The organism is Mycolicibacterium sp. XJ870 (genome assembly GCF_053483975.1).
Genome location: NZ_JBEFTI010000003.1, coordinates 151,890 through 172,494, shown reverse-complemented (window position 1 = coordinate 172,494; position 20,605 = coordinate 151,890). Strand labels below are relative to the sequence as shown.

The window sequence follows — 20,605 nt, the reverse complement described above, 5'->3', positions numbered from 1 at the left end:
TAACGGTGCGACGCGACGGTGCGGAAATCGAGTAGTCCCCTACGCGTGCCCGCGAATGCCCTTCGGCCTGACTCTGGTGGTACGCACCGCTCAGTCCCAGCCAGGAGCACGATGTGAACCGTTTTCAGCGGGTGATCGAGATTCTCGACGAGTCGGTCGGCGGTCCCGATGCCGGCTTCGCCGGGCACGGTCCGTTCTGGCGTGGCCTCACGCGCGACGAGTTCGTGGCATTCAAGGTGTTCGGCCAACACCAGCTGCTCATCGTCGGTGACGGTGCCGCGTCCAACCTGGTCAAGTCGCTCAAGGGCGAGTTCCCGTTCGGTGAGGATCTCGACGATCCACCGTCGGGCGCGCGGTGGCCCCGGATGCCACTCGGACTGGATCCGGTGCCCGACAACGGCATCGGCTTCATCGAGACCTGGATCGACGATGGTTGCCCGGAGGTCGACGAGCCGATGGCCGGGGAGTTCGCGTGGCGGCCGACGACCGCGCCACCGGCACAGCGTTACGACGACATCTGGTTCCGCGACACCGAACTCGGCTGGGCGGTCAACAGTGCGGGGCAGATACTGCGGACCGCCGACGGCGGCAAGCACTGGGAGGTCCAGTTTCAGGCTCCCGTCGACCTTTCAAGCTTGTGGCTGCGCAGCATCGGCTTCGCGACCGATACCCGCGGTTGGGTCGGCACCACCGCAGGCGAAGCGCAGCTGTTCGAGACCAGTGACGGCGGCGCGACGTGGACCGCAGTCACCGATCTGCCCGCCGAGGCTCCGGCGAAGGTGTGCGGCATCTCGGTCGTCGACGAATCCGTGGTCTACGCATCGGGAACCAACGAACCGACGGACACTCCGCGGATCATGAAGACCGTCGACGGCGGGCAGACCTGGCAGGCGCGGGACATGACCGCACACGCATCCATCCTCATCGACATCTACTTCACGAGTCCGGACACCGGCTGGGTGGTGGGCGGCAAGGAGCACCCCGTCACCCCTGCCGACCGCCAGTGCCGCAGGAACTTGGCCCGGTCCAAGATCAAGCCGGTGGTGTTGCGCACCACCGACGGCGGTCAGACCTGGACCAACCGACTGGCAGGTATGGAATCCCAGTTCCCACTGGGTGAGTGGGGATGGAAGATCTTCTTCCTCGACGAAACGGTCGGGTTCATCTCCTTGGAGAACTTCTGCGAGGGTGCGATCCTCAAGACCACCGACGGTGGCGATACCTGGACGCGGTTGCCCATCAACGACGTGAACAAGAACGCCAATCTGGAGGGCATCGGTTTCGTCGACGAGAACCGCGGATGGGTCGGTGGTTGGGGGACAACGGCTTTCCCGAATCCCAACGGGTTGAGCAGCGAAACCACCGACGGCGGTCAGACCTGGGGCAGCATCGACTGGGGTGAACCCCAGACCGGCGAGTATCTCAACCGCTTCCGGTTCGTGGGCACCCCGCCCGTCGTCGGCTATGCATCGGGCAACACGATCTACAAGTACAGCACCGAATCCGCCGCGCCTCCTGTGGGTGCCGTGGCGGCAGCCCCCTCGTTGTTCACCGCGCCCGGACCGGTGCCGACGGGCCGTCCCGCGCGTATCGGCCTGACTGTGCCGGAAGGCGCGGCCGAACTGTCCGTCGATGTGTGGGACCGCTTCGGTTCCTATGTGCGCCAACTGGTCCGCGAAACCGGGCCGACCGGCGGCGAACGCAACATCGAGTGGGCGGTGGACAACCAGGCCGGCGAGCCGCTGGAGCCGGCCTACTACATGGTGCGCGCCACCATCGATGACCGCACCGACAGCACGCTACTGCTCGTCGAAGCCTGAGAAGGAAATGGCATGGTAACTCCGGACTTTGACTGGGTGACCTACGACGTGTCGGTGCCCGGTCGTGCCGGCGCCATCGCTGACACCGAGGAGGTGGCGATCCCGGATCTGCACAAGTGGCCGACCGCGCGCGACAAGATGCGGATCCTGCTCGAAACGGCAGCCGAGATCGAACACGCCCTACTCGTCCAGTACCTGTATGCGTCGTTCTCGGTAAAACCTCGGCGTGAAGGCAGCGACGCCGCTCAGAAGGCGGCGTTGCAGATGTGGCGGAAACTGTTGGTGGACACCGCGAAAGACGAGATGGGGCATCTCATGACGGTGCAGAACCTGCTGCTCGCAGTAGGGTTGCCGCCGAATCTGGAGCGCGAGGACTATCCGCCGCGCAAGGACCTCTACCCGTTCACGCTGCACCTCGAACCGCTCACGCAGCGTTCGTTGGCCAAGTATGTGACTGCCGAGGCGCCCCGTGACGCCGACATCGGCGAGATCATCGCGCTTGCCGCCGACGCGGCAGGAGCAGCGGTCAATCGGGTCGGCGCCCTCTACGGCCTGCTGGGCGTGGTGTTCTCGACCGAGCAGGAAGTGATCGACGGCGGATCGATCAGCCATGACTGGGACGACACCATGCGACTGCACGCGCAGGCCGCCTACGAACAGGACGCCGACCGCGGGGCGTGGCACCTGGCTGACAACGTGATCGACCCGACCACCCTCGGATTCCAGGGCAACGGTATCGACTGGAACAACGGCGTGCCGATGCACCGGATCGCTGATCGGGCCGCTGCCCGCAACGCGATCCTCGACGTCGCGGTGCAGGGGGAGGGCCCGTCGCACGGCCCCCTCGAATCGCATTTCGACCGGTACCTCAACATGTTTCACGGCCAGAACGGCGTAAAGAAGTTCCCACCGGACGATTTCACCGCGACTCGACCGTTGCCGACCGACCCCAAAGCCTCATCGTTCTCCGAAACCCGCACCCGGGGCTGGGCCGAACTCGCCGACCAACGGTATGGACTGATGCTGGGTTTCATCGAGCACTACCTGCTCACATCGGATGCCGATGTTCGCACGAAGCTGTCGCGCTGGGCGCTGGACGAGATGTCCCAACTTGCCGCCATGAACGAGATTCTCGTCGGTCTCCCCGGGCCCGGAACGGTTGCGTTCGGACTGCCGAAGGTGCTGCACCTACCGACGGACGAGACTGAGCGCTGGGCGCTGCACCGTGCCCGCACCGAGAAATCCGTGGCTCACGTGAGGGCGCTGCGCCTCAATCCGGCCGACGCCGAGCATCCCACGCTGACGTCATTGGTCGAGGAGGACACCCGGCGGCTGACGGATATGCCTGCAGGCGCGACGGTCTGAGTTTCGTCAACAGCTCTGGAAGGGGTAGACGATGACATTCACCCGACAAGACGCGTGGGCCCTGAGTGCCGACGAGACGTGGCCGGAGACGTTGGTGTGGTACGCCAGGGCCGTTCGGGCGATGCAGGCCAAACCGTTCTCGGATCCCACCAGTTGGCGCTACCAGTCCGCGATCCACGGGCTGGCGAACACACCCCCGCCGCCCGGGGCGCCGTGGAACGAATGCCAACATGCCAGTTGGTATTTCGCCCCATGGCACCGGATGTATCTGCATCATTTCGAAGAGATCGTGCGGGCCGAGATCATCGCGCTGAACGGGCCGTCCGATTGGGCGCTGCCGTATTGGAACTATGAGCGCTCCGCGAAGGCGCTGGAGATTCCACCGGCCTTCACCGAACCGACGCTCGACGGCTCCGCGAACCCTCTGCGCGTCCAGCAGCGCCGGTCCGCGGTCAACGCAGGGATGGCAATGCCCCCGGATTTCGCCTCATCGGTCGACGCGATGAGTGACACCGAGTTCGTCACGCCTCCCAGTGGAATCCCCGGTGGCTTCGGCGGTCCGATGACCGGATTCCACCACGGTATGGACGGCGCCAAAGGGGATCTGGAGAACCAACCTCACGACATCATCCACGGCTGGGTCGGCGGCCTGATGAACAATCCCGACACTGCGGCGCGCGATCCGATCTTCTGGTTGCACCACGCCAACATCGACCGGCTCTGGGAAAGTTGGCGGATCAAGACCGGTAACAATCCGACCGCCGCACAATGGTTGAACAAGACGTTCCAGCTTCGCGACAAGTCCGGTGCGCTCGTACGGATGGCGGTCAGCGAGGTGTTGAACACCGAGAAGCTGAACTACACCTACGACAAATTGCCGGCCGAGCCACCGGTTGCGGCAGTTGCCCCTCAGCCCAGGGAGCGGATCCCGATGTCGCAGTCGAAGGTCAAGACGGTTGCCCAGCAGACCGAACCGCTGGAACTCGGGCGCGACGGTGCTTCGGCTGAACTCGCTGTCGGCGCGCTGCCCCGTGCGGCGGTCGCAGGTGCCGAGCCGCGTTTCTATGTGCGCCTCGCCGACATCACCGGGGTGAGTAATCCCGATGTGATCTACGGGGTGTACGTCAATCTGCCCGACGGCGCCGACGACGCCACCCGCAAGAAGCACCGCGTGGGCCTGGTCTCGTTCTTCGGCATCGAGCACACCGCGGGCTCCAAAGATGCCAAACCGCTGAGCTATTCGTTCGACGCCACCGCCGTGGTGGCCGACGACGCCGCAGCAGGGAAACTTGATGAGCTGCGGGTGGCGCTGCTGCCCGAGGAGGGGACCGAGACCGAACCCTCCGGCGCCGCGTTGGCAGCCCCACCGATCAACGTCGGCACGGTGGCGCTCTCCGTCGCTCATGAATGAGCAGCTCGTTCGGGACCGTCTCGACGCCGACGTGCTGCCCATGTGGTGTTGCGCGGCCGGAGTCATCAGCGGTGTGCTGCTGGTACTCGTGGTGCTGGCGGAGACGGGCGGCTCGCATTCGGCAGGCGGTCATACCCACACCGATCACTTGAACCATGTGTTGATGATCATCGGTACCACGCTGACCATGATGAGTCCGTTCGCTTTTCCGCTGCTTCGGACCGTCGCCCGCACCACCCTGTGGACCGAAGCCGCGGCGGCGGTGGCGGCGGCGTGGGGCGCATTCCTGGGCATTTGGTGTGTCGCGGCGGTCGGCATGCATCTGGCCGGTGAGGTGCTCGTGCTGGCACTGACGCCGGCAGGGGCCGTCGTCGCATTGACCGTGGCCTGCGCGGTGATGCAACTGAGTCGGCGTCGTGGCGGCCTGCTCAACGCCTGCCAACGGACCCGCCCCATGCGCCCCGGCTGCCCGACCGAGGGCGGGCTGCGCTGGGGAGCCGGCGCCGGCTATCGCTGTATCCAGGTGTGCTCGGTGCCGATGACGCTGATGGCGTTGAGCCCCGCGCTGGCTGTCTCCGCCGTCATCGCCGGCCTGTTGTGGTGGGAGCGATTCAGCGTGCGACGTCGAGAGACTCGGGTGCCGTTGGCGTTCGGGTACCTGGCCGTCGGCGTCGGCATCCTGGCCACGGTCTGATCGATCGGGCATGGCCTAGGCATTCGGGACGATGACGGACGTGTACATCTTCAGCACGGTTCGGTAGAGATCGGCGTCGCCCAGCTCACCCGCAAGCATGATGCCGTCAGTGGTGGCGATGAGGACTTGTGCGAAATCCCTCGGCGGCACTGACAATGCCAGTCCGAGCCGTTTGGAGCCGGTGATGACAAACGCGGTGAGCTCGTCGACGACCTTGCGTCGTTTCTCCGCCACCCGCTCGCGTGCCTCGGGATTGCGGAGCAGGTACAGGGTGAACTCGTAGCCCAACGCTGCGTGTTGTGCACCGCCGGTGCGGGAGAGTTGGACCCATCGCTGGGCGATTTCCTCGAGCTCCCGTTCGCCGATATGGCCAACCGCGGCAAGCTCCTCGGTGAAAGTGTCGAAGTAGCGTCGCCAGTACCTGTCACTCACTGCGAAGAACAGGTCTTCCTTGGTCTTGAAGTGGACGTAGATGGCTCCGCGGGTGTAGCCGGCGGCTGCAGCGATGTCATCGAGGCTTGCGGCACTGAATCCTTTGCGAGCGAAAACGTCCTCCGCGGCATCGACCAGGAGACCGCGGGTGTGTTCCAGGCGTCGTTCCTTGGTCCAGCGCTCGGTCATTCGGCACATCCTGCCAAAAGAGCACCCACATACGCTTCCGTATGACACATCCGGAGAGGTATGTTCGGTGTTCAGCCCGCATCAGGCCCGATCCGGGCGTGGCGCTACCCGACCGTTGATGGGAGAAAAGCCCAGCCCATGAGTGCAAGCGCGACCACCGAGATTTCCTTCGACCCCTACGATGCTGAGCTCGTTCTCGATCCATACCCCACGTTCCGGCGACTCCGCGAGGAGATGCCGCTGTATTACAACGAGCAGTTCGATTTCTACGCATTGAGTCGATTTGCCGATGTGAACGCGGCCTCGGTCGACCACCAGACTTTCAGTTCCGCCCGCGGAAACATCCTGGAGTTGATCAAGGCCAATATCGAGGTGCCGTCGGGGCTGATCGTGATGGAGGATCCGCCGCGCCACGACATCCACCGCAAGTTGTTGTCGCGGATGTTCACCCCACGCAAGATCGGCGAACTCGAGGACACGATCCGGCAGTACTGTGCACGCAGCCTCGACCCGCTGGTCGGTTCGGCGGGCTTCGACTTCATCGCTGACCTGGGTGCGCAGATGCCGATGCGGGTGATCAGCAAGCTGCTCGGCATCCCGGAGGAGAACCAGGAGGCCATCCGCGACCGCTCGAACGAGCACCTCGCGACCGAGGACGGCGCGCCGATGAAGGTCTCGTCCGAGGGTTTCGACGACGGCTCGATATTCGTCGACTACATCGAGTGGCGTTCCAAGAACCCGTCGGACGACATCGTGACCGAGCTGCTCAACGTCGAGTTCACCGACGAGGACGGTGTGGTCAGGCGGTTGCGACGCGATGAGCTGCTGATGTACGTCAGCGTGGTCGCGGCGGCGGGTAACGAGACCACGACGCGATTGATCGGGTGGGCGGCCAAAGTTCTTGCCGAGCATCCGGATCAGCGCCGCGAGTTGGTGGCTGACCCGTCATTGATCCCCAAAGCGGTCGAGGAATTGTTGCGCTTCGAGGCGCCCGCTCCGCACTACTCCCGATACGTCACACGTGATGTCGAGTACTACGGCCAGACCGTCCCAGAAGGCAGCGTGATGATGCTGCTCGTTGGTGCTGCGAACCGTGACCATCGTCAATTCCCGCCGGACGGTGACGTTTTCGACATTCACCGCGATATGCGATCACATCTCGGTTTGGGGGTCGGAACGCACTACTGCATCGGCTCGGCGCTGGCGCGCCTGGAGGGCCGGGTGGCCATCGAGGAGACCCTCAAGAGGTTTCCCGAATGGGATGTCGATCTACCGAACGCCAAGATGTCGACCACGTCCACTGTGCGGGGCTGGGAGACCATGCCCGCAGTCATTCCGTGAGAGCTTCGGGGAACCTGTCCTGAAGCCGGTGTGGCCGTCGTTGGTCCGCTCGCCGTGGGGATGGTTACCGGATCCGCGCCTGGCGTTCATTTCGACACCAAGGCTGTGATAGGGCACCGGAACGACTAAATCCACAACCCTGGCGTCGAAATGAACGCCAGGATGCGAAAGGGCAAGCATCCCAGGGTGGATAGCGATTAGCTTACGGCGGTACGCAGTCCGGCAGTCAGCATGTCGACCACTCTCGCGAGCTCCGCGTCGTCGATGTCCTCGTCGATCACCATGATCGTGAAGAAGAGTGCACCGCCGAGCAAGCGGTGCACGGTCGAGACGTTCGGCATTTCCGCTAGCTCGCCACGGCGCACGGCGCGGGCGAGGATGCCTTCGATCTCCTCGCGTTCGCTCGCCACGAACACATCGCGTAGCCGCTGCGACAACTCCGGAGACCGGCCGATCTCGGCGATGACCTGGGGGGCGACTTCCCGCGCCGCGGATGTGGACATGTCCGAACGGATCCGCGTGGCGAGGGCAAGAAGATCGCCACGCAACGACCTCGTATCGGCCGGCAGCTGGGGCTCTGCGCCATGCACCGCAGCCGCGAACAGCAGCTCTGCCTTGGACTTGAACCTGCGGTAGATCGCGGCCTTCGACGTGCGGGCTCTGGCAGCCGTCGCGTCCATTGTCACTCGCGCATAACCGACTTCCGCCAGGAGCTCCCGCGCGGCCACCAGGATCGCGCCGTCGATCTCCGCATCACGCGGGCGACCGATGCCTTGACTGCTCGCCGTCATCGTGCCAACATACAACACCAGAGTATCGATACTAGAGTCTCGATATGTAGGGAGCGAGAAATGACTGCGTTGTTGTCTCAAATGGAACGGTTGATCGGCGTCCTCGAAGGACGCTGGAAGTGCCAGGTGACCTACGAACCCAATCCAGGAATGCCCGGCGGTGGCACCAGCGTCGGTTCCGAGGAGTGCCGCGTCGGTCCCGGCCGTTGGTCGATCTTCTTCGACACCCACGCAGAGGGCGAAACCGGCACCTTCGAAGGCGCCGGTCTGATCACCTGGAATGCCAAGAACGACGGGTACGACCTTCGTTGGCTGACCACCTCCAGCCCTGAACCGGGTATGTTCGCCGGGCGCTGGGAGGACGGCGACGTCGTGTTCGACGGCCACGAATACCTTGCCGGTCAACGCTTTGCATCGCGGCACAGCATCACCGAGATCAACCCGGATGCGTTCGTGTACACCGTCGAGTTGGGTCCTGTGCCAGACGCGTTGATGCGTACGGCAACGATCAGGTACACGCGTTGCCCTTGATGGGTAGTACTAATGAAGTTTCAACCAAGTTAGAGTCCCTAATGTGCACATCGACGGTCAGCAGCTCGCCGCATTCGCGGCGTGTAGATTGCCAATCTCCGTGTCGGATTGCCATATGAAATGTCGAACGATGTCGAATTCGACATCGTGGATGGCAAAAAGTCTGATCATTGCTTGGATAGGGCCGAGGCCAGTCCGGCGCAGATGACCTCGTATGCACGGTTAGAAACGCCGCCAAAGCGATCCCCGGGGCGGTGGACTATCGATATCTCCGCGGCCGGCTATTGCTTCTGGACCTTGGCAGGCACATGCTCAGAGGACATCACGAGCTGGGTGGAGTTGCTTAGGTGTGGTACCGGTAGAGCGCTTTTCAAGCCCAACGGTCCACCTAGGTTGGCCGTTGGCGGAGGCGCTTCGGTTTAGATCGGCGCGGTATGGACTGCGCAGCCGTGTGCCGCGCGACCGGTTGTGTGCCACTTGCTTGTTGATAGAGGGCCCGGGTTGGCCGGGCCGCGGAATCTTGGCGCGCGGGGCTTACTTGGAGTGGCCGACATGACCGGTGATGTCCACGTGGATCTAGCCACCGTTGTCATTGAGCGCCGGCTGGGCAGTGGTGAGGCTGAAACTCGGTCCGCGGGTCAGGTCTCGGATACGGCCCTCTTGGAGGCGGCTCCCTGGCGCACCTTTCGTTTCTATCAGGGTCAGCGTCATTATTCCGGAAAGTATTGGGCCGCTACCGAACGCGGCCACGTGATCTACGAGTCGCGCTTAGAGCTTTCCTCGCTGTTGTTGGCTGACTTCGATCCCGCGGTTACCCGCGTTGTGGCGCAGCCGTTCCAGCTGACTGCGGTAGTGGATGGCCGACTTCGGCGCCACATTCCAGACTATCTGTGGGGGAGCGGGTCTGGGCTCACCATCATCGATGTGGTGCGCGCGCAGCGACTTGCTGAGAACCCGAAGATTCAGATTCTGTGCGAGTGGACGCGTGAAGTGCTCGAGGCTCTGGGGTGGGAGTATCGGGTGCTGAGCGAGCAGCCACCCATCCTGCTCGGGAACGTTCGCTTTCTTGCCGGTTATCGCCGCGAGCAATATGTCGACCAGAAATCTCTCGACCGCATTCGTTGTGCGTTAGACAGTTTGGGCGGGCTCCGCCTGGACGCCGCGGAGCGTCGAGTCGCTGGCGCAGGTCCGCCTTTACGGATGCGCAACGCACTCATGCATCTGCTGTGGAAACAGGAGATCGTGGTCGACCTTGACGAACCGCTGCGGCCCTCAAGCGTATTGGAGGTTCGGTGATGACGAATGCCGCAGTGCCCGTCGGTGTGGGGTCCCACATCATCTACGAGGGCGAAGCGTTAGAGATCGTCGAGATGCACGTGACGGCCTCTTCCCTGGAAGTTTTGTCGAAGGCCCTGCGCGGAAACGTGATTCGGAGACTCGCCATGAGCGAGTTGCTGATGTCTGAGCGCACTCGCGTGCTTAGCCCTGATCAGGGTCCCGCTTCCGATGATCCCGGCGAGGTCGCCGCGGTGACATTGTCTGCAGTCTCCGCAGCCGCCCGGAAACAAGCGCTGGAACGGGCGGGGCACGTGCGAGAAGTGTTGACAGGCTACCGCTCCGGATGCCGGGAGACTGCGCTGCCGTATGAACCGCGCACTGCGTATCGCCCCGAGCTGCCGGTGATGGAGCGTTATGCCACCAAGGCGAAGGAGTTGGGTGTGCAGTCCCGCACGGTCGAGCGGTGGGTCGCGCAGTACCAGGCGCACGGGGAGGTGGGCTTGATCTCGCAGCGGGCGGTGCAGCCTGGCATGGGTGGGCGGCAGGATCCGCGGTGGCAGGAGACGGCCCTGGAGGTGATGGGCGAGTACACGGATATGTCGAAGCCCAACGAGGACTTGGTGATTCGACGCACGCGTGCGCGTTTGGATGCGCGGTTCGGCGCTGGGGCGGTGAAGGTGCCGTCGCAGCGCACGGCGTATCGGATCCTGGCCGGGCTGGAGGATCAGCGACCGCTGTTTAAGCAGAGCACGAAACGCAATCGCGACATCGCTTCTCGGTCGAACGAGGTGTACGGCAAGCTGCATCCGATGCGGCCGGGGGAGTATCTGCTGATGGACACCACCCGCCTGGATGTGTTCGCGATGGATCCCTACACGTTGACGTGGGTGAACGCCGAGCTGACGGTGGCGATGGACTGGTACAGCCGCTGCGTCACCGGGTTGCGGCTGACCCCGGTGTCGACGAAATCCATTGATGCAGCGGCGGTGTTGTACGAGACGTTTCGGCCGCGACCGGCGGGGCGGGACTGGCCGGCCGAAGCGATGTGGCCCCCACGCGGGATCCCGCGCTCGGTGCTCGTCGAACAGGACGCTCTGGACACAGACAGCGTCCTAGCGGCCACACCGGCCGTTGTGCCCGACACCCTGGTTGTCGATCACGGCCGGATCTATGTCAGCGCGCACCTCAACAGCGTGTGTCAGCGGTTGGGGATCTCAATCCAGCCGGCTCGGTTGCGCCAACCCCGCGATAAGGGGCCGGTGGAGCGGTTCTTTTCCACACTGCGGGTAGGTCTGCTGCAGGAGCTGCCCGGCTATAAGGGGCAGGACATTTTCGCGCGCGGGGTATCGCCAGAACAGGATGCCTGGTTCTACCTCGACGAGCTGGAAGCCATCATCCGGGAGTGGATCGCCGTCATCTATCACCACAGCGCCCACGACAGTCTGACCGGGCTAGGGGTGCCGGGGCTGACAATGACCCCGGCAGAGATGTTCGCCCACGGGGTGGCACGCGCCGGTTACCTCGAGGTGCCGCGCGATCCAGATCTAGCCTACGAGTTTCTACCAGTGGTGTGGCGCGTCATCCAGCACTACGGCATCGACGTGGGAACGCGCCGCTACAAAGGAGACATTGTCGCCGGACGCGCCAAGGAGAAAAGCCCCTACCCGAATCAGAAGTGGCCGATCGCCTACAACGTCGACGACATCACCAAGGTGTACTTTCGCGATGATCGCACCCGCCACTGGCATCCGTTGGTGTGGGAGCACGCCGACATGCTTGACGCCCCGATGAGCGAGGAAATCTTGCGTTTCGAGCGTACCTTGGCCAAAGCCCAGAACCGGTATGTCGATGACCCGCTGGCCATCGTCAGCTTCCTGGAACGCCGCAAACTCAGCGTCGCGAACTCGATGGCCGAGCGTCGCCGGGCACTGCGGGTGGCCCGCGAACAGTCCAGCCTCATCGGTGATCTAAACCCGCCACCAAACAGCGCCGAATTGCGCTCGGTCGCTAAAGCATTGGATCGCGAACCCGGCGAGCGGGCCCACGGCGCCGGCGCTGATGCGTTCGTTGATGACCTCGATGAGGAACCCGGCGAACTCGATGACGCCGACGAGCCGCCGCTGGAGCATGGCAGCTTCTACGACGGTGTGTTGGAGGTGGAATGACTTCCCCGAAGTCCTCAGCACCGAAGCGGCGACCTGCCAGGCCGTCGCGGGGCAAATCGGACATCAGAAACCCGCGCGAGTATCTGGACAATCTCACCCTCGCCCGCAAGGAAGGGTGGCGCGACATGGTCGACGCACCGACCCTGGACCGACCGGAAGCGCTGTCCCACAAACAACTACGTCATCTGGGTGCGGCTGCCGGCGAGGACTACAATGATCAGCGCCGCCGCTGGCACGCCCAAATGGGCACGGTGATGACCGCCGAATGCCAATCCGTGCTGGAGCAACTCGAAGACTTCGTGGCCTGCAACTGCCAGACCGGTGAGGACACCAAACCGATGATTGCGCTCAGCGGACTGCCCGGGCTGGGTAAGAGCACCGTCTCGCGGGTTTTCGGAAAACGCCTGCACCGCAGACATATCGAGCGTTATGGGCCAACTACACGCGCCGGAGATGAGCGGTGGCCGGTGTGCCGGATCGGAATGACCGCCTCCACCGGCACCCGCGAGTTCAACGCGGCATTATGCGACTTCTATGCCCACCCGGGAGGGCAGCGGGCCAGCGCGCAACAACTGCTGCGGTTCGCTCTTGATGATGTGTCCTCCTGTGAGACAAGGCTGCTCATCATCGATGACCTGCACTTCTTGCGCGGCCGCCGGGAACGCATGACCGATCTGAGTAACCAGTTCAAATACATCGCCAACGAGTTTCCCCTGACCGTGCTGCTCATCGGGATCGGCCTGCACGAACGCAACGCGCTACTCGATGACTGCAACGCCTACCGCGATCATGAAATGGAACAGCTGCTGCGCTGCACCACGCCAGTGGACATGTCACCGTTCAAGGTCGACACCGAAAAGCAACGACAGCGCTGGCGAGATTTACTGCTCACCCTCGAACAACGGCTGCTGCTGACCCAGAAGTATCCGGGCATGCTCGCCGATGACCTCTCCGATCAGTTATTCGTGCGCAGCACCGGCCACATCGGCTCATTGATGGCGCTGATCCGATTAGCCAGCCAGAAAGCCATGCGCACCGGCACCGAGAAACTCACCGCCGAGCTCCTCGACACTTGCCGCATCGACAGCGCCGCTGAACTCGGCCGCCGTGAACTACACGCCGCGTTTCGCACCGGCAAGAAAACCACGCGGCTGCGCGCCTCGCCGAACCCGCCATGACCACCGTCCGCGCGCTACCCCTAATCACAAGACCCGCGCCGGGGGAAGCGCTGGATTCCTGGTTACACGCCATCGCGGTGCGCCACAACACGTCGCTCAAGGCGCTCTACCTTCACATGGGCGTAGACACCGTTGGCGATGTACGCACCCGCGTCACCGCTGCCACGGTGAGCGAGGACGACGCGCAACGGATCGCCGCCGCAACAGGACTCACACCGACACAGGTGCACGCGATGACCTTGGCGCACTACCTAGCGAACGTGTCCTGGGCCCAGGAAGCGACAGCGGATCTGACCGCAACCAGGCCGCGCCACCACGGCGGGTGGCGGTTCTGTCCGCACTGCCTGGGCGCCAGCGGGGGAACGTGGCTGCTGCAGTGGCGGTTGATGTGGAGCTTCGCCTGCGTGCAGCATCGATGCCTGCTGGCCGAGCAATGCCCGCGCTGCGGCCGGCGCCAACGCGCGCCTCAGCCCGTCAACGCCGCCCCGCCGCGTCCGGTGCACTGTGCGCATCCCAGCCCCACGGCTGCCGGCAGAAACCGGCTCCGCTGCGACGCCGACCTGGCCGACACCCCAGTCACCATGCTGGAGGCTGATCATCCCACTCTGCTAGCCCAACAGGTGCTGGTCGAGCTGCTCGCCGCCGACAGTGGACGATTTGGGCTCTACGCGCAGCATCCGACGCCAGTTCGGGACGTGCTGGCCGATATCCGCATCCTTGGCCGCGGCATCCTGTCGGCCACCGCGGGCCGCCACCTCGACGACCTGCTGCCCGCCGAGCTGGCCGCACAATATCGACGCCAGCGGCAGTCGGCCACCGCGCCGATGTCGTCGTCGGTCCTGACGTGCGCCGCGGCGATCACCGCGGCCGTCACCGTACTCAGCAGGCCCGACCTCAGGTCGGCCGCCGCGCCGCTGGCAGCGCTGCCTGAGGAGGTGAGCCGTTACGTGCTGCATCAATGGACCTATCTCGACCTGCCGGCCGGGCCGTCGGCGAGCCCGGTGCTGCAGGCCCTGCATTTCACCGCACTCGGTGACCGCCTGAGCCCCGCCGCGCAGTTGCAGTGCCGCCTCGGCAGTTCCTTCCCAAGGCTGCACGCCACCGACGCGCAGCGGCAGCAGCAGCTGGTTCGGGCGCTGCCCACAGCCTTGTGGCCGGGCTGGGCGTTGCGGTTGAGCCCTCCGGCGTTGGCCCATTCCAGCTCGCGCGCGGTGCTGGCTGCCGCAGTGCTGCTGGTCGGCAGCGACCTGGACATCGCTGAGGCCGCCGCGCAACTCGGCGGCGACCTGGGCCGCCTCAACGCCATCTACCTGCTATGGCGGCTTAAAGAATCGCCGCACTGGCCCGCGATCCGCGACGCCCTCGCTGCCGTATCGGACTACCTCAGCGATGAGAGTGCACCCATCGACTACGCGCGGCGACGCGACCTGGACTACCGCGGCCTGCTCGCCCAGGACGAGTGGGACCGCATCTGCGGAAGCCTCGGCCACCAAAGATGCTCGGCAGCCCACCCACGCAGCTACCTGCAGCACCAGCTCCGCGGCACCACCAAACCCCGCACCGGCCCTGACGGCGCCGACACCGAGCTCAGAGAATTCCCGTGCCGCCTCACCCCGCAGCTCAGCCACGCCCTGCACCGTCACGCAACGAGGTTCCTTGCAACCCAAGGCATTCAGGACGAGCCGGTGGTGTGGGAACCCCCGACGAGTGTCGTCGCCGGGCTGTCGTTACCCGGTGTCGAGCTCGGCGATCTCGAGATCGCGGAGTTACACCGACTCATCCGGGTTGACCGCCGCACCATCGCCGCCACCAGCCAGCAGTTGGGAGTCAGCGCCGACCTCATTCGCTATGCACTCGAACAGCATCCCGCCCCGGCGCTGCCACGGCCCCCGCGTACACCGCGGATCGGCGCGCGGCGGCCTGGGAGGGTGTATCAGCGAGCCGCCGAAGCGCTCCCGCGGGAACGCCTTGTTGCCCTGTACAGCCAGGAGCAACGCAGCCTCGCCGACATCGCCGCCCTGACCGGGTTCGACAAGAGCACGATCTCTCGCTTGGTGCACGACTACACGATTGCCCTACGGCCGTCGGGGCCGCGACCGACCAAACCTGTTGATCCCGACTGGCTCTACACCGAATGCATCGTCCACCAACGCTCGTGTGCAGACCTCGCGCGAGAACTCCACACCCGCAGCGAAACTGTAGCCGCCGAGGCCACCATGCTCGGAATACCGGTGCGCACCGTGGCCCGACACACCGACGCCGAACTGCGCGACAACCCGAACGTCCCCGCCATCCTCATCCCGGCCCTCGTCGGCCACGGCGGCTGGGAACGGCTACAGCGCTTCGCCGTGATCACCCAGTTCCAAACCCTCACCGACGCAGGGAAACACCTCGGCAGGGGAGTGGCCGTCACCGGACACCACATCTCACGCCTGGAAAAAGACTTCCGCGCCCGGCTTCTCATCCAGAAACCGCTGCGCTGCACCGACTTCGGCGAAGAAGTGCTCGCGGCGGTGCACCACCTGGCCGAGCACGGCGGACCCTGACGCACGTACTGGACTACCGCTGCGCGGTAGCAGCCGGATCGTCGACCACGATCTCGCTCACCGACACCCCGAGCGCCTCCGCAATGTCATACACCCGCTCGATCAACACCCCACGGCGGCCATGCTCCATCTGAATCAACTGATTCCGTGCCACCCCCGACTCCAGCGCCAGACTCTCCTGCGACAACCCCCGCTCCAGCCGCAACGCGCGGATCCGTGACCCCACCAACGCGCGGCGACGCTGCCACTGCAGGGCACGGTCGGGATCGTCCTCAGGAAGTCGTGTCGGCACCCCCCAAGTAGTCACCGGCAGTACACGAATGTCAGCCCACCAAAAAGTACATAAAAATATGTATCGGTAGCAGTACATTGAGGTGTGGGTGCGGCGCGCGCAGATAACCGGGTAATACCGGCCCTGCCAGTCCGCGCGTCCTCGAGTCGACGTGCCACACCCTCGGTGTCGCGGATCGACCGTAGCTTTCCGCTGCGGGTAGCGCCGATCCAGGGCGAGGCGCTTGACTCCTGGCTCGACGCGATCGCCCACCGGCACCACGTGCCACGCCGAGCTGTTATCGAGCGATGCGCCATCGCACCCCTTTCGTTCTACGGGGCCTGGATACGCCTACTCACCCCCGCCGATATCGACGGAATCGCTCAGGCAACCGGCTACGGCCGCCATGTTGTCGATGCGTTAGCGTTGCCGCGCAGCGGAAGTGGTGTGGGCCCGCTCAGTGGTGCACGAACGCTGCCGTCCTCGACTTGGGACTGGCGCACCTCCTCACGTTGGTGCCCACAGTGCCTGACCGATTCCGGAGGGCGCTGGGACAGACCTTCGTCATCACTCGACGCGGGCGCGAAATCGCAGTGCTACTCCCCGTTGGGACATACCGGCGCATCAACTCAAGTGACTGACTGCGCGATCAAGGCGGCGATCTCGACACGGAGCTGCGAGGGTGAATAGAGCACCTAGCGAGGCTGCCTTGCAGCAGTTTGCACCACAGTCCTGGCAGTTGCGACCGGCGCGGCGACATTTTTCGGGTTCTCTGACAGCCCGAAGGGCCCGTTCTTCGCGTTGTCTCTGGTCGCCTACGGCCTTGGTGCGCTGGTTGCAATCGGCATATTTTGGCCCCGGGCCTGGCGTGTCAACGTCGCCCATGACGTCGCCGCTGGACTCCAGGCAGCTGCGATCACGCCGACCAAACTGCGGTGGGATCTGGCTCTCGGCCACCAGCTGGCTATCGGCCAAAGCATCAAGCTTGTTGACGGAAAGTTCGGGCTCGCAGTCAAATTCCGCCTCTTGCTCCTTGCGACAGCCTGCGTGGTGATCTTCGCGGGAACGAATGTCTACCAGGAGTCGCAACAAGCGCCTCGAACTGACCCACCGACGCGAGTGATCATCGAAACGGAGAACAAATGAGCGACGAACCGCAACCGATTGAGACGACCCAAGACGTCGGCAAGTTCGGCGGACTAAAAGTTGACAACGTAATTCCCGTGGCCGAGCCCGAGAACATCAGCGTCACCCCAGTTGTCGGCAAGGACGGTGGTGAAACGACTGTTCGAAACGAACGGTGAGACGGCGCTTGTACCGGATGTGCGCGCGTCCCAAGCGTATCCGAGGGTTGGCTGTCACCGTCGATCCGGCGCCCTAAGCGTCAAAGTGCTTGATTGACGTAAGTTACGTGAAAGCTAGAACAACTGAAGGGGCCGATTGTCCTGGGGCCACCCCTGGCTCAGGGGCCGGGATAGGTCGCGAGAGCATGAGCATTGACCGGGTAGCGACGAGCGGTGTTCTCGCAGTCCTCCGCAAGTTGGCGGCGCCGGCCACACAGGACAAATTGGTGAAGCGCGCTCAGGCGCACCCTAAGGCCCCGTCCCTGTCGTGGCGCGAAAGACTGCGGCTAAAAAAGATGGTCGCGACACCCGACGCGACAGCCGCGCTGTTTGACCAAGATGCGCCAGGGGCTGCGGTGTTGTCTGCTCTTATCGCCGCAGAAGTGTTCAAAAAGCCGGACTCGGCCGAGTCGATGGTGCTAGCCGATATTTTGATCGCTGAGATTCCGGGCTGCCTCACTTCCGACGAACTCGCTGTGCTCAACGCTTACAAACTGCGACGAATCGCGGAATCGATCGAAGATCTCAGTGATCAGGTTCGCGATGTGGGCAGCGGCGTTCGCGAAGTTGGGAGCGACTTTAATCAAGTTAGCGCGAACGTGAGCGACATACGGCAGTTGCTACTAGACCGCACAGGCGTGCTGCAAGTCGACCCGGAGGTCCTCATCGCAGGGCCACTCCGAGCACTTGGGCTGGAGACTGACTACGCGGAGATCCGCCGACTGGACGTCACCGACCCAGGTCGAGCGGCCGAACTGTTACTCGCTGTTATTGCACAGGTTCGGGCAGGCGGGTCTGAAGAACAGACGCGTCCGTTCATCACTCAGCGTGCGCAGTTACTCACTCGGGCCCGCAGTTCCCTCGCCATAGACGCATGGGTTCCAATGGTCGACGAGTTCTTGTCCTCTGGCAGTGGATCAGGTTTGCACGAACCGCTTGAAGCATGGCGGTCGTTAATTGGTGCACCTGAGGCCCCCGATTGGTTGCCCTCACGCATCGCCGTGGTTGACGCACTTGAAAGTTGGCTTTACGGCGATGTTCCCGCGCGAGATGTTCTAGCACTAGCGATCGCTGCTAACTCAGCAGGCGACCCCGAATCTGCTTTGTGGCTTACCCAAGCCGCCGAAGGATGCTTAGTTGATAGAGACCACCAGGCGATGCTGGAGGCCCGTGAAGTTCTGATTTCATGTGCTGAGGGAGCAGAAAATGACCGCCACGCAGCACGGCTCTATTTAGCGGTTGCAGACGCAAGCTCTGACGAAGCCGTTTGGAGGCAACTACTTTCACAAGCTGGCGTCATCGATGCACGGTTTGGTCCAGATGCCGCCGGTCTAATCCACGCGCGGCGGGGTCGCGACAGATTCCTATTGGGCAAAATCGACGAGGCGCTGCATGAATACCGGTTGTCGTTTGAGCGAGCGGGCCGCGGCAGACTCTGGGGCGATGCGGCGGCCTGGGCGCGGTCGGCGATCTTCGTCATGAACCGTGCGGATTCGATAATTCTGGGTGACCTCGAGACGCTGCGCCATCGCAGAGCAGCGTTCCAGGCGGCCGGGGACCAGACGCAGTTGCCGCAGTCTGAGGACATTCACTTCGCCGCGCTTGCCTCTCTAGCGGAGATGGAGGGTGGGGGCGGTTCAGCTCGGAGAGCTCGAAGTCATCTGCGTAGATACCAGCGACGCAGCATAGTTCTGGGCGTGGTCGACGGCGAATTGACCTCTCAGGCCCTGACGGGCCGGTTCTACATGCAGTTGGATGACCCCGATTCCGCTGTTGGCCACTTTATCCAAGCTGGCGATATCAAGCAGGCGGCGGCAGCAGCAGCACGCCTCACCCACTTTCACGATTGCTTGGCGGAAGCACAGGGCACAGTTCGCGAGCGACGAGCGGTGGCTTTTCGAGTGGCCGCCGATGAGGCGGATCTCATTCCTGATCAACAGGTCTCGCAGTGGACGGAGGTCGCACTAGCCGAGGCAAAGACTCGCGATTATTCATTAATGGGCCCGAGTACTTACGTAAACTCGTATCGGTTGATTGAGGGACTCGCCTGGCGATTCCCTGCCGATAAGGTTGAGCAACTTCTAGCAGAGATCAATCTTGCGCTACCCCGTCCGATGCATACAGGCCGGCCGAACGATGACCAGCTTGGCAAGATCCTGATCAGGCTGGGAGCGTCCGCCGACAGTCATCAGGACAAGATCGCGGAGAGCATCGCCCTCGCCTTCGAGCAAGCCGATGACATCGCCGATAGTATTGCGCCGTTTGCGAATTCCCTGTCAGCAATGCTTCTTCCGGTGAAGGACCGCTTGCTTGCACTGCTAGACGACAACGGTCCGGATAAGCGCCACAAGCGCATGAATGCCACAATGGCGTTGGTTGAAATCGGCGATCGCTCCCCGAAGCTATTGGAAGTCGCCGACGAGCTTGTCGGACGTGAACTGAACCGTCCTCTTGCATACTCGCGAAACTCAGCTGCCCGTGTTGCATGGGTATCGGAATCCGCCGTATATGCCAAGTGTCTGCCGCCCGCGACGCGCGTGGCCTTAGCTAGACACTATGTTCAACGCGTATTGGACTCAATGGATCTCGAAGCCAACAGGGCGAGCTACGCCGACGCACTTGTAGTCCTGGGGCCCGTCCTTCCCCTGGAAGTACGAGACGATGCCTTCGACCGCCTATACCCTCAGAACACCGAATCTCAGGAGCCAACGAATATTTTCGACGTGATGGCGCAGCGCTTCCGCAATCCGCTTGGAAGGCTACGCATCAGCCCCAATGTGGGGGTTCTTCGGCGCTCGGCGCTAATCGCCCTCGCGGTCCTTGCAGGCGATTCCGGCCGTCAAGAGCAAGTGTGGCGCGCGGCCCAGAGGCTGATCGTCTCCGGGCAACGCCGCGATTCTGTATGCGTAGCGGAAGTTGGTTACAAGCTAAGCCAGAGCGGATTCGCCCCCCTACTGCCGTGGTCATCGATGGCCTACAGCGCCGACCCCGAGATGCGTCAGCTCGCCGCGGCACTGATCCCATTTGCGCCCGAGATTGACAATGAGGCGCTCACTGGCCTCGCCGCAGACACTGTAACGAATGTCCGTGCAGAGTTGGCGATTTCACTCCGGAAGATCGCTACGACCGGTAATTGGACAAGCGTGTCAGCCAACGAAATCGATACGGTGATAGGGATGTTGCGCAACGACTCAAGCTTTCGCGTGCGAAGCAAATTACCACCTGATGTGCACGGCAGCAGTGACTAAGC

17 protein-coding genes are annotated in these 20,605 nt (G+C 63.5%); 14 read left to right on the top strand and 3 right to left on the bottom strand.

The genetic code is table 11. The features are described from left to right. Positions 1 to 113: 113 nt before the first annotated feature. The 4 genes from ABQF30_RS15725 to ABQF30_RS15710 are packed head-to-tail and all read left to right on the top strand — an operon-like array spanning position 114 to position 5,290. Positions 114 to 1,820 (top strand): YCF48-related protein, encoded by a 1,707-nt coding sequence (locus ABQF30_RS15725; RefSeq protein ID WP_448465304.1) that lies wholly within the window; start codon positions 114 to 116, stop codon positions 1,818 to 1,820. 12 nt (positions 1,821 to 1,832) lie between these two features. Continuing rightward, entirely contained in the window at positions 1,833 to 3,185 is a 1,353-nt protein-coding gene (locus tag ABQF30_RS15720; protein WP_448465302.1) for a ferritin-like domain-containing protein, read from the top strand. 31 nt (positions 3,186 to 3,216) lie between these two features. Then, a complete protein-coding gene (locus tag ABQF30_RS15715; protein ID WP_448465300.1) occupies positions 3,217 to 4,596 on the top strand; it encodes a tyrosinase family protein in 1,380 nt (459 codons plus the stop codon). Further along, the gene (locus tag ABQF30_RS15710; protein WP_448465298.1) at positions 4,589 to 5,290 is read left to right on the top strand and encodes a hypothetical protein; all 702 of its coding nucleotides are present in this window, start codon (positions 4,589 to 4,591) and stop codon (positions 5,288 to 5,290) included. The genes ABQF30_RS15715 and ABQF30_RS15710 overlap by 8 nt, the downstream gene beginning before the upstream one ends. 15 nt (positions 5,291 to 5,305) lie before the next feature. Here ABQF30_RS15710 and ABQF30_RS15705 read toward each other — a convergent pair whose 3' ends face one another. After that, positions 5,306 to 5,911, bottom strand: coding sequence for a TetR/AcrR family transcriptional regulator (locus ABQF30_RS15705; RefSeq protein WP_448465296.1), 606 nt, complete (start codon positions 5,909 to 5,911; stop codon positions 5,306 to 5,308). A 138-nt stretch (positions 5,912 to 6,049) separates the two neighbouring features. Between ABQF30_RS15705 and ABQF30_RS15700 the strand changes: the two genes are divergently transcribed. Continuing rightward, positions 6,050 to 7,252 (top strand): cytochrome P450, encoded by a 1,203-nt coding sequence (locus tag ABQF30_RS15700; RefSeq protein ID WP_448465294.1) that lies wholly within the window; start codon positions 6,050 to 6,052, stop codon positions 7,250 to 7,252. Between the two features lie 197 nt (positions 7,253 to 7,449). Here the strand turns inward: ABQF30_RS15700 and ABQF30_RS15695 are convergent, their stop codons facing one another. Continuing rightward, positions 7,450 to 8,043, bottom strand: a complete 594-nt coding sequence (locus ABQF30_RS15695) for a TetR/AcrR family transcriptional regulator (protein ID WP_448465292.1) — start codon at positions 8,041 to 8,043, stop codon at positions 7,450 to 7,452. 60 nt (positions 8,044 to 8,103) lie between these two features. Between ABQF30_RS15695 and ABQF30_RS15690 the strand changes: the two genes are divergently transcribed. From ABQF30_RS15690 to ABQF30_RS15670, 5 genes are all read left to right on the top strand, one after another. Next, the gene (locus ABQF30_RS15690; protein ID WP_448465290.1) at positions 8,104 to 8,574 is read left to right on the top strand and encodes a hypothetical protein; all 471 of its coding nucleotides are present in this window, start codon (positions 8,104 to 8,106) and stop codon (positions 8,572 to 8,574) included. A 552-nt stretch (positions 8,575 to 9,126) separates the two neighbouring features. Then, the gene (locus ABQF30_RS15685) at positions 9,127 to 9,870 is read left to right on the top strand and encodes a TnsA-like heteromeric transposase endonuclease subunit (RefSeq protein WP_448465288.1); all 744 of its coding nucleotides are present in this window, start codon (positions 9,127 to 9,129) and stop codon (positions 9,868 to 9,870) included. Next, positions 9,870 to 12,017, top strand: coding sequence for a TnsB C-terminal domain-containing protein (locus tag ABQF30_RS15680; protein WP_448465286.1), 2,148 nt, complete (start codon positions 9,870 to 9,872; stop codon positions 12,015 to 12,017). Before ABQF30_RS15685 ends, ABQF30_RS15680 begins: the two co-directional genes overlap by 1 nt. Continuing rightward, positions 12,014 to 13,195, top strand: a complete 1,182-nt coding sequence (locus ABQF30_RS15675; protein ID WP_448465284.1) for an ATP-binding protein — start codon at positions 12,014 to 12,016, stop codon at positions 13,193 to 13,195. Before ABQF30_RS15680 ends, ABQF30_RS15675 begins: the two co-directional genes overlap by 4 nt. Next, positions 13,192 to 15,741 carry a TniQ family protein gene (locus tag ABQF30_RS15670; protein WP_448465282.1) on the top strand — a complete coding sequence of 850 codons (2,550 nt, stop codon included), beginning with the start codon at positions 13,192 to 13,194 and terminating at the stop codon, positions 15,739 to 15,741. The genes ABQF30_RS15675 and ABQF30_RS15670 overlap by 4 nt, the downstream gene beginning before the upstream one ends. Before the next feature lie 13 nt (positions 15,742 to 15,754). Here the strand turns inward: ABQF30_RS15670 and ABQF30_RS15665 are convergent, their stop codons facing one another. Continuing rightward, positions 15,755 to 16,048, bottom strand: coding sequence for a helix-turn-helix domain-containing protein (locus ABQF30_RS15665; RefSeq protein ID WP_448465280.1), 294 nt, complete (start codon positions 16,046 to 16,048; stop codon positions 15,755 to 15,757). Between the two features lie 69 nt (positions 16,049 to 16,117). Here ABQF30_RS15665 and ABQF30_RS15660 point away from each other — a divergent pair, with 69 nt between their 5' ends. The 4 genes from ABQF30_RS15660 (at position 16,118) to ABQF30_RS15645 (ending at position 20,603) form a co-directional block, all read left to right on the top strand. Further along, entirely contained in the window at positions 16,118 to 16,702 is a 585-nt protein-coding gene (locus tag ABQF30_RS15660) for a TniQ family protein (RefSeq protein WP_448465278.1), read from the top strand. 111 nt (positions 16,703 to 16,813) lie between these two features. After that, a complete protein-coding gene (locus ABQF30_RS15655; protein WP_448465276.1) occupies positions 16,814 to 17,158 on the top strand; it encodes a hypothetical protein in 345 nt (114 codons plus the stop codon). After that, positions 17,155 to 17,316, top strand: coding sequence for a hypothetical protein (locus ABQF30_RS15650; RefSeq protein ID WP_448465274.1), 162 nt, complete (start codon positions 17,155 to 17,157; stop codon positions 17,314 to 17,316). The genes ABQF30_RS15655 and ABQF30_RS15650 overlap by 4 nt, the downstream gene beginning before the upstream one ends. Positions 17,317 to 17,501: 185 nt before the next feature. Continuing rightward, a complete protein-coding gene (locus tag ABQF30_RS15645; protein ID WP_448465272.1) occupies positions 17,502 to 20,603 on the top strand; it encodes a hypothetical protein in 3,102 nt (1,033 codons plus the stop codon). Positions 20,604 to 20,605: the final 2 nt, after the last annotated feature.

Bases quoted from the DNA above. Each gene is read 5' to 3' on its own strand.
- ABQF30_RS15720 (WP_448465302.1), top strand. From the start codon at position 1,833: ATGGTAACTCCGGACTTTGACTGGGTGACCTACGACGTGTCGGTGCCC.
- ABQF30_RS15715 (WP_448465300.1), top strand. From the start codon at position 3,217: ATGACATTCACCCGACAAGACGCGTGGGCCCTGAGTGCCGACGAGACG.
- ABQF30_RS15710 (WP_448465298.1), top strand. From the start codon at position 4,589: ATGAATGAGCAGCTCGTTCGGGACCGTCTCGACGCCGACGTGCTGCCC.
- ABQF30_RS15705 (WP_448465296.1), bottom strand. From the start codon at position 5,911: ATGACCGAGCGCTGGACCAAGGAACGACGCCTGGAACACACCCGCGGT.
- ABQF30_RS15700 (WP_448465294.1), top strand. From the start codon at position 6,050: ATGAGTGCAAGCGCGACCACCGAGATTTCCTTCGACCCCTACGATGCT.
- ABQF30_RS15695 (WP_448465292.1), bottom strand. From the start codon at position 8,043: ATGACGGCGAGCAGTCAAGGCATCGGTCGCCCGCGTGATGCGGAGATC.
- ABQF30_RS15690 (WP_448465290.1), top strand. From the start codon at position 8,104: ATGACTGCGTTGTTGTCTCAAATGGAACGGTTGATCGGCGTCCTCGAA.
- ABQF30_RS15685 (WP_448465288.1), top strand. From the start codon at position 9,127: ATGACCGGTGATGTCCACGTGGATCTAGCCACCGTTGTCATTGAGCGC.
- ABQF30_RS15680 (WP_448465286.1), top strand. From the start codon at position 9,870: ATGACGAATGCCGCAGTGCCCGTCGGTGTGGGGTCCCACATCATCTAC.
- ABQF30_RS15675 (WP_448465284.1), top strand. From the start codon at position 12,014: ATGACTTCCCCGAAGTCCTCAGCACCGAAGCGGCGACCTGCCAGGCCG.
- ABQF30_RS15670 (WP_448465282.1), top strand. From the start codon at position 13,192: ATGACCACCGTCCGCGCGCTACCCCTAATCACAAGACCCGCGCCGGGG.
- ABQF30_RS15650 (WP_448465274.1), top strand. From the start codon at position 17,155: ATGAGCGACGAACCGCAACCGATTGAGACGACCCAAGACGTCGGCAAG.
- ABQF30_RS15645 (WP_448465272.1), top strand. From the start codon at position 17,502: ATGAGCATTGACCGGGTAGCGACGAGCGGTGTTCTCGCAGTCCTCCGC.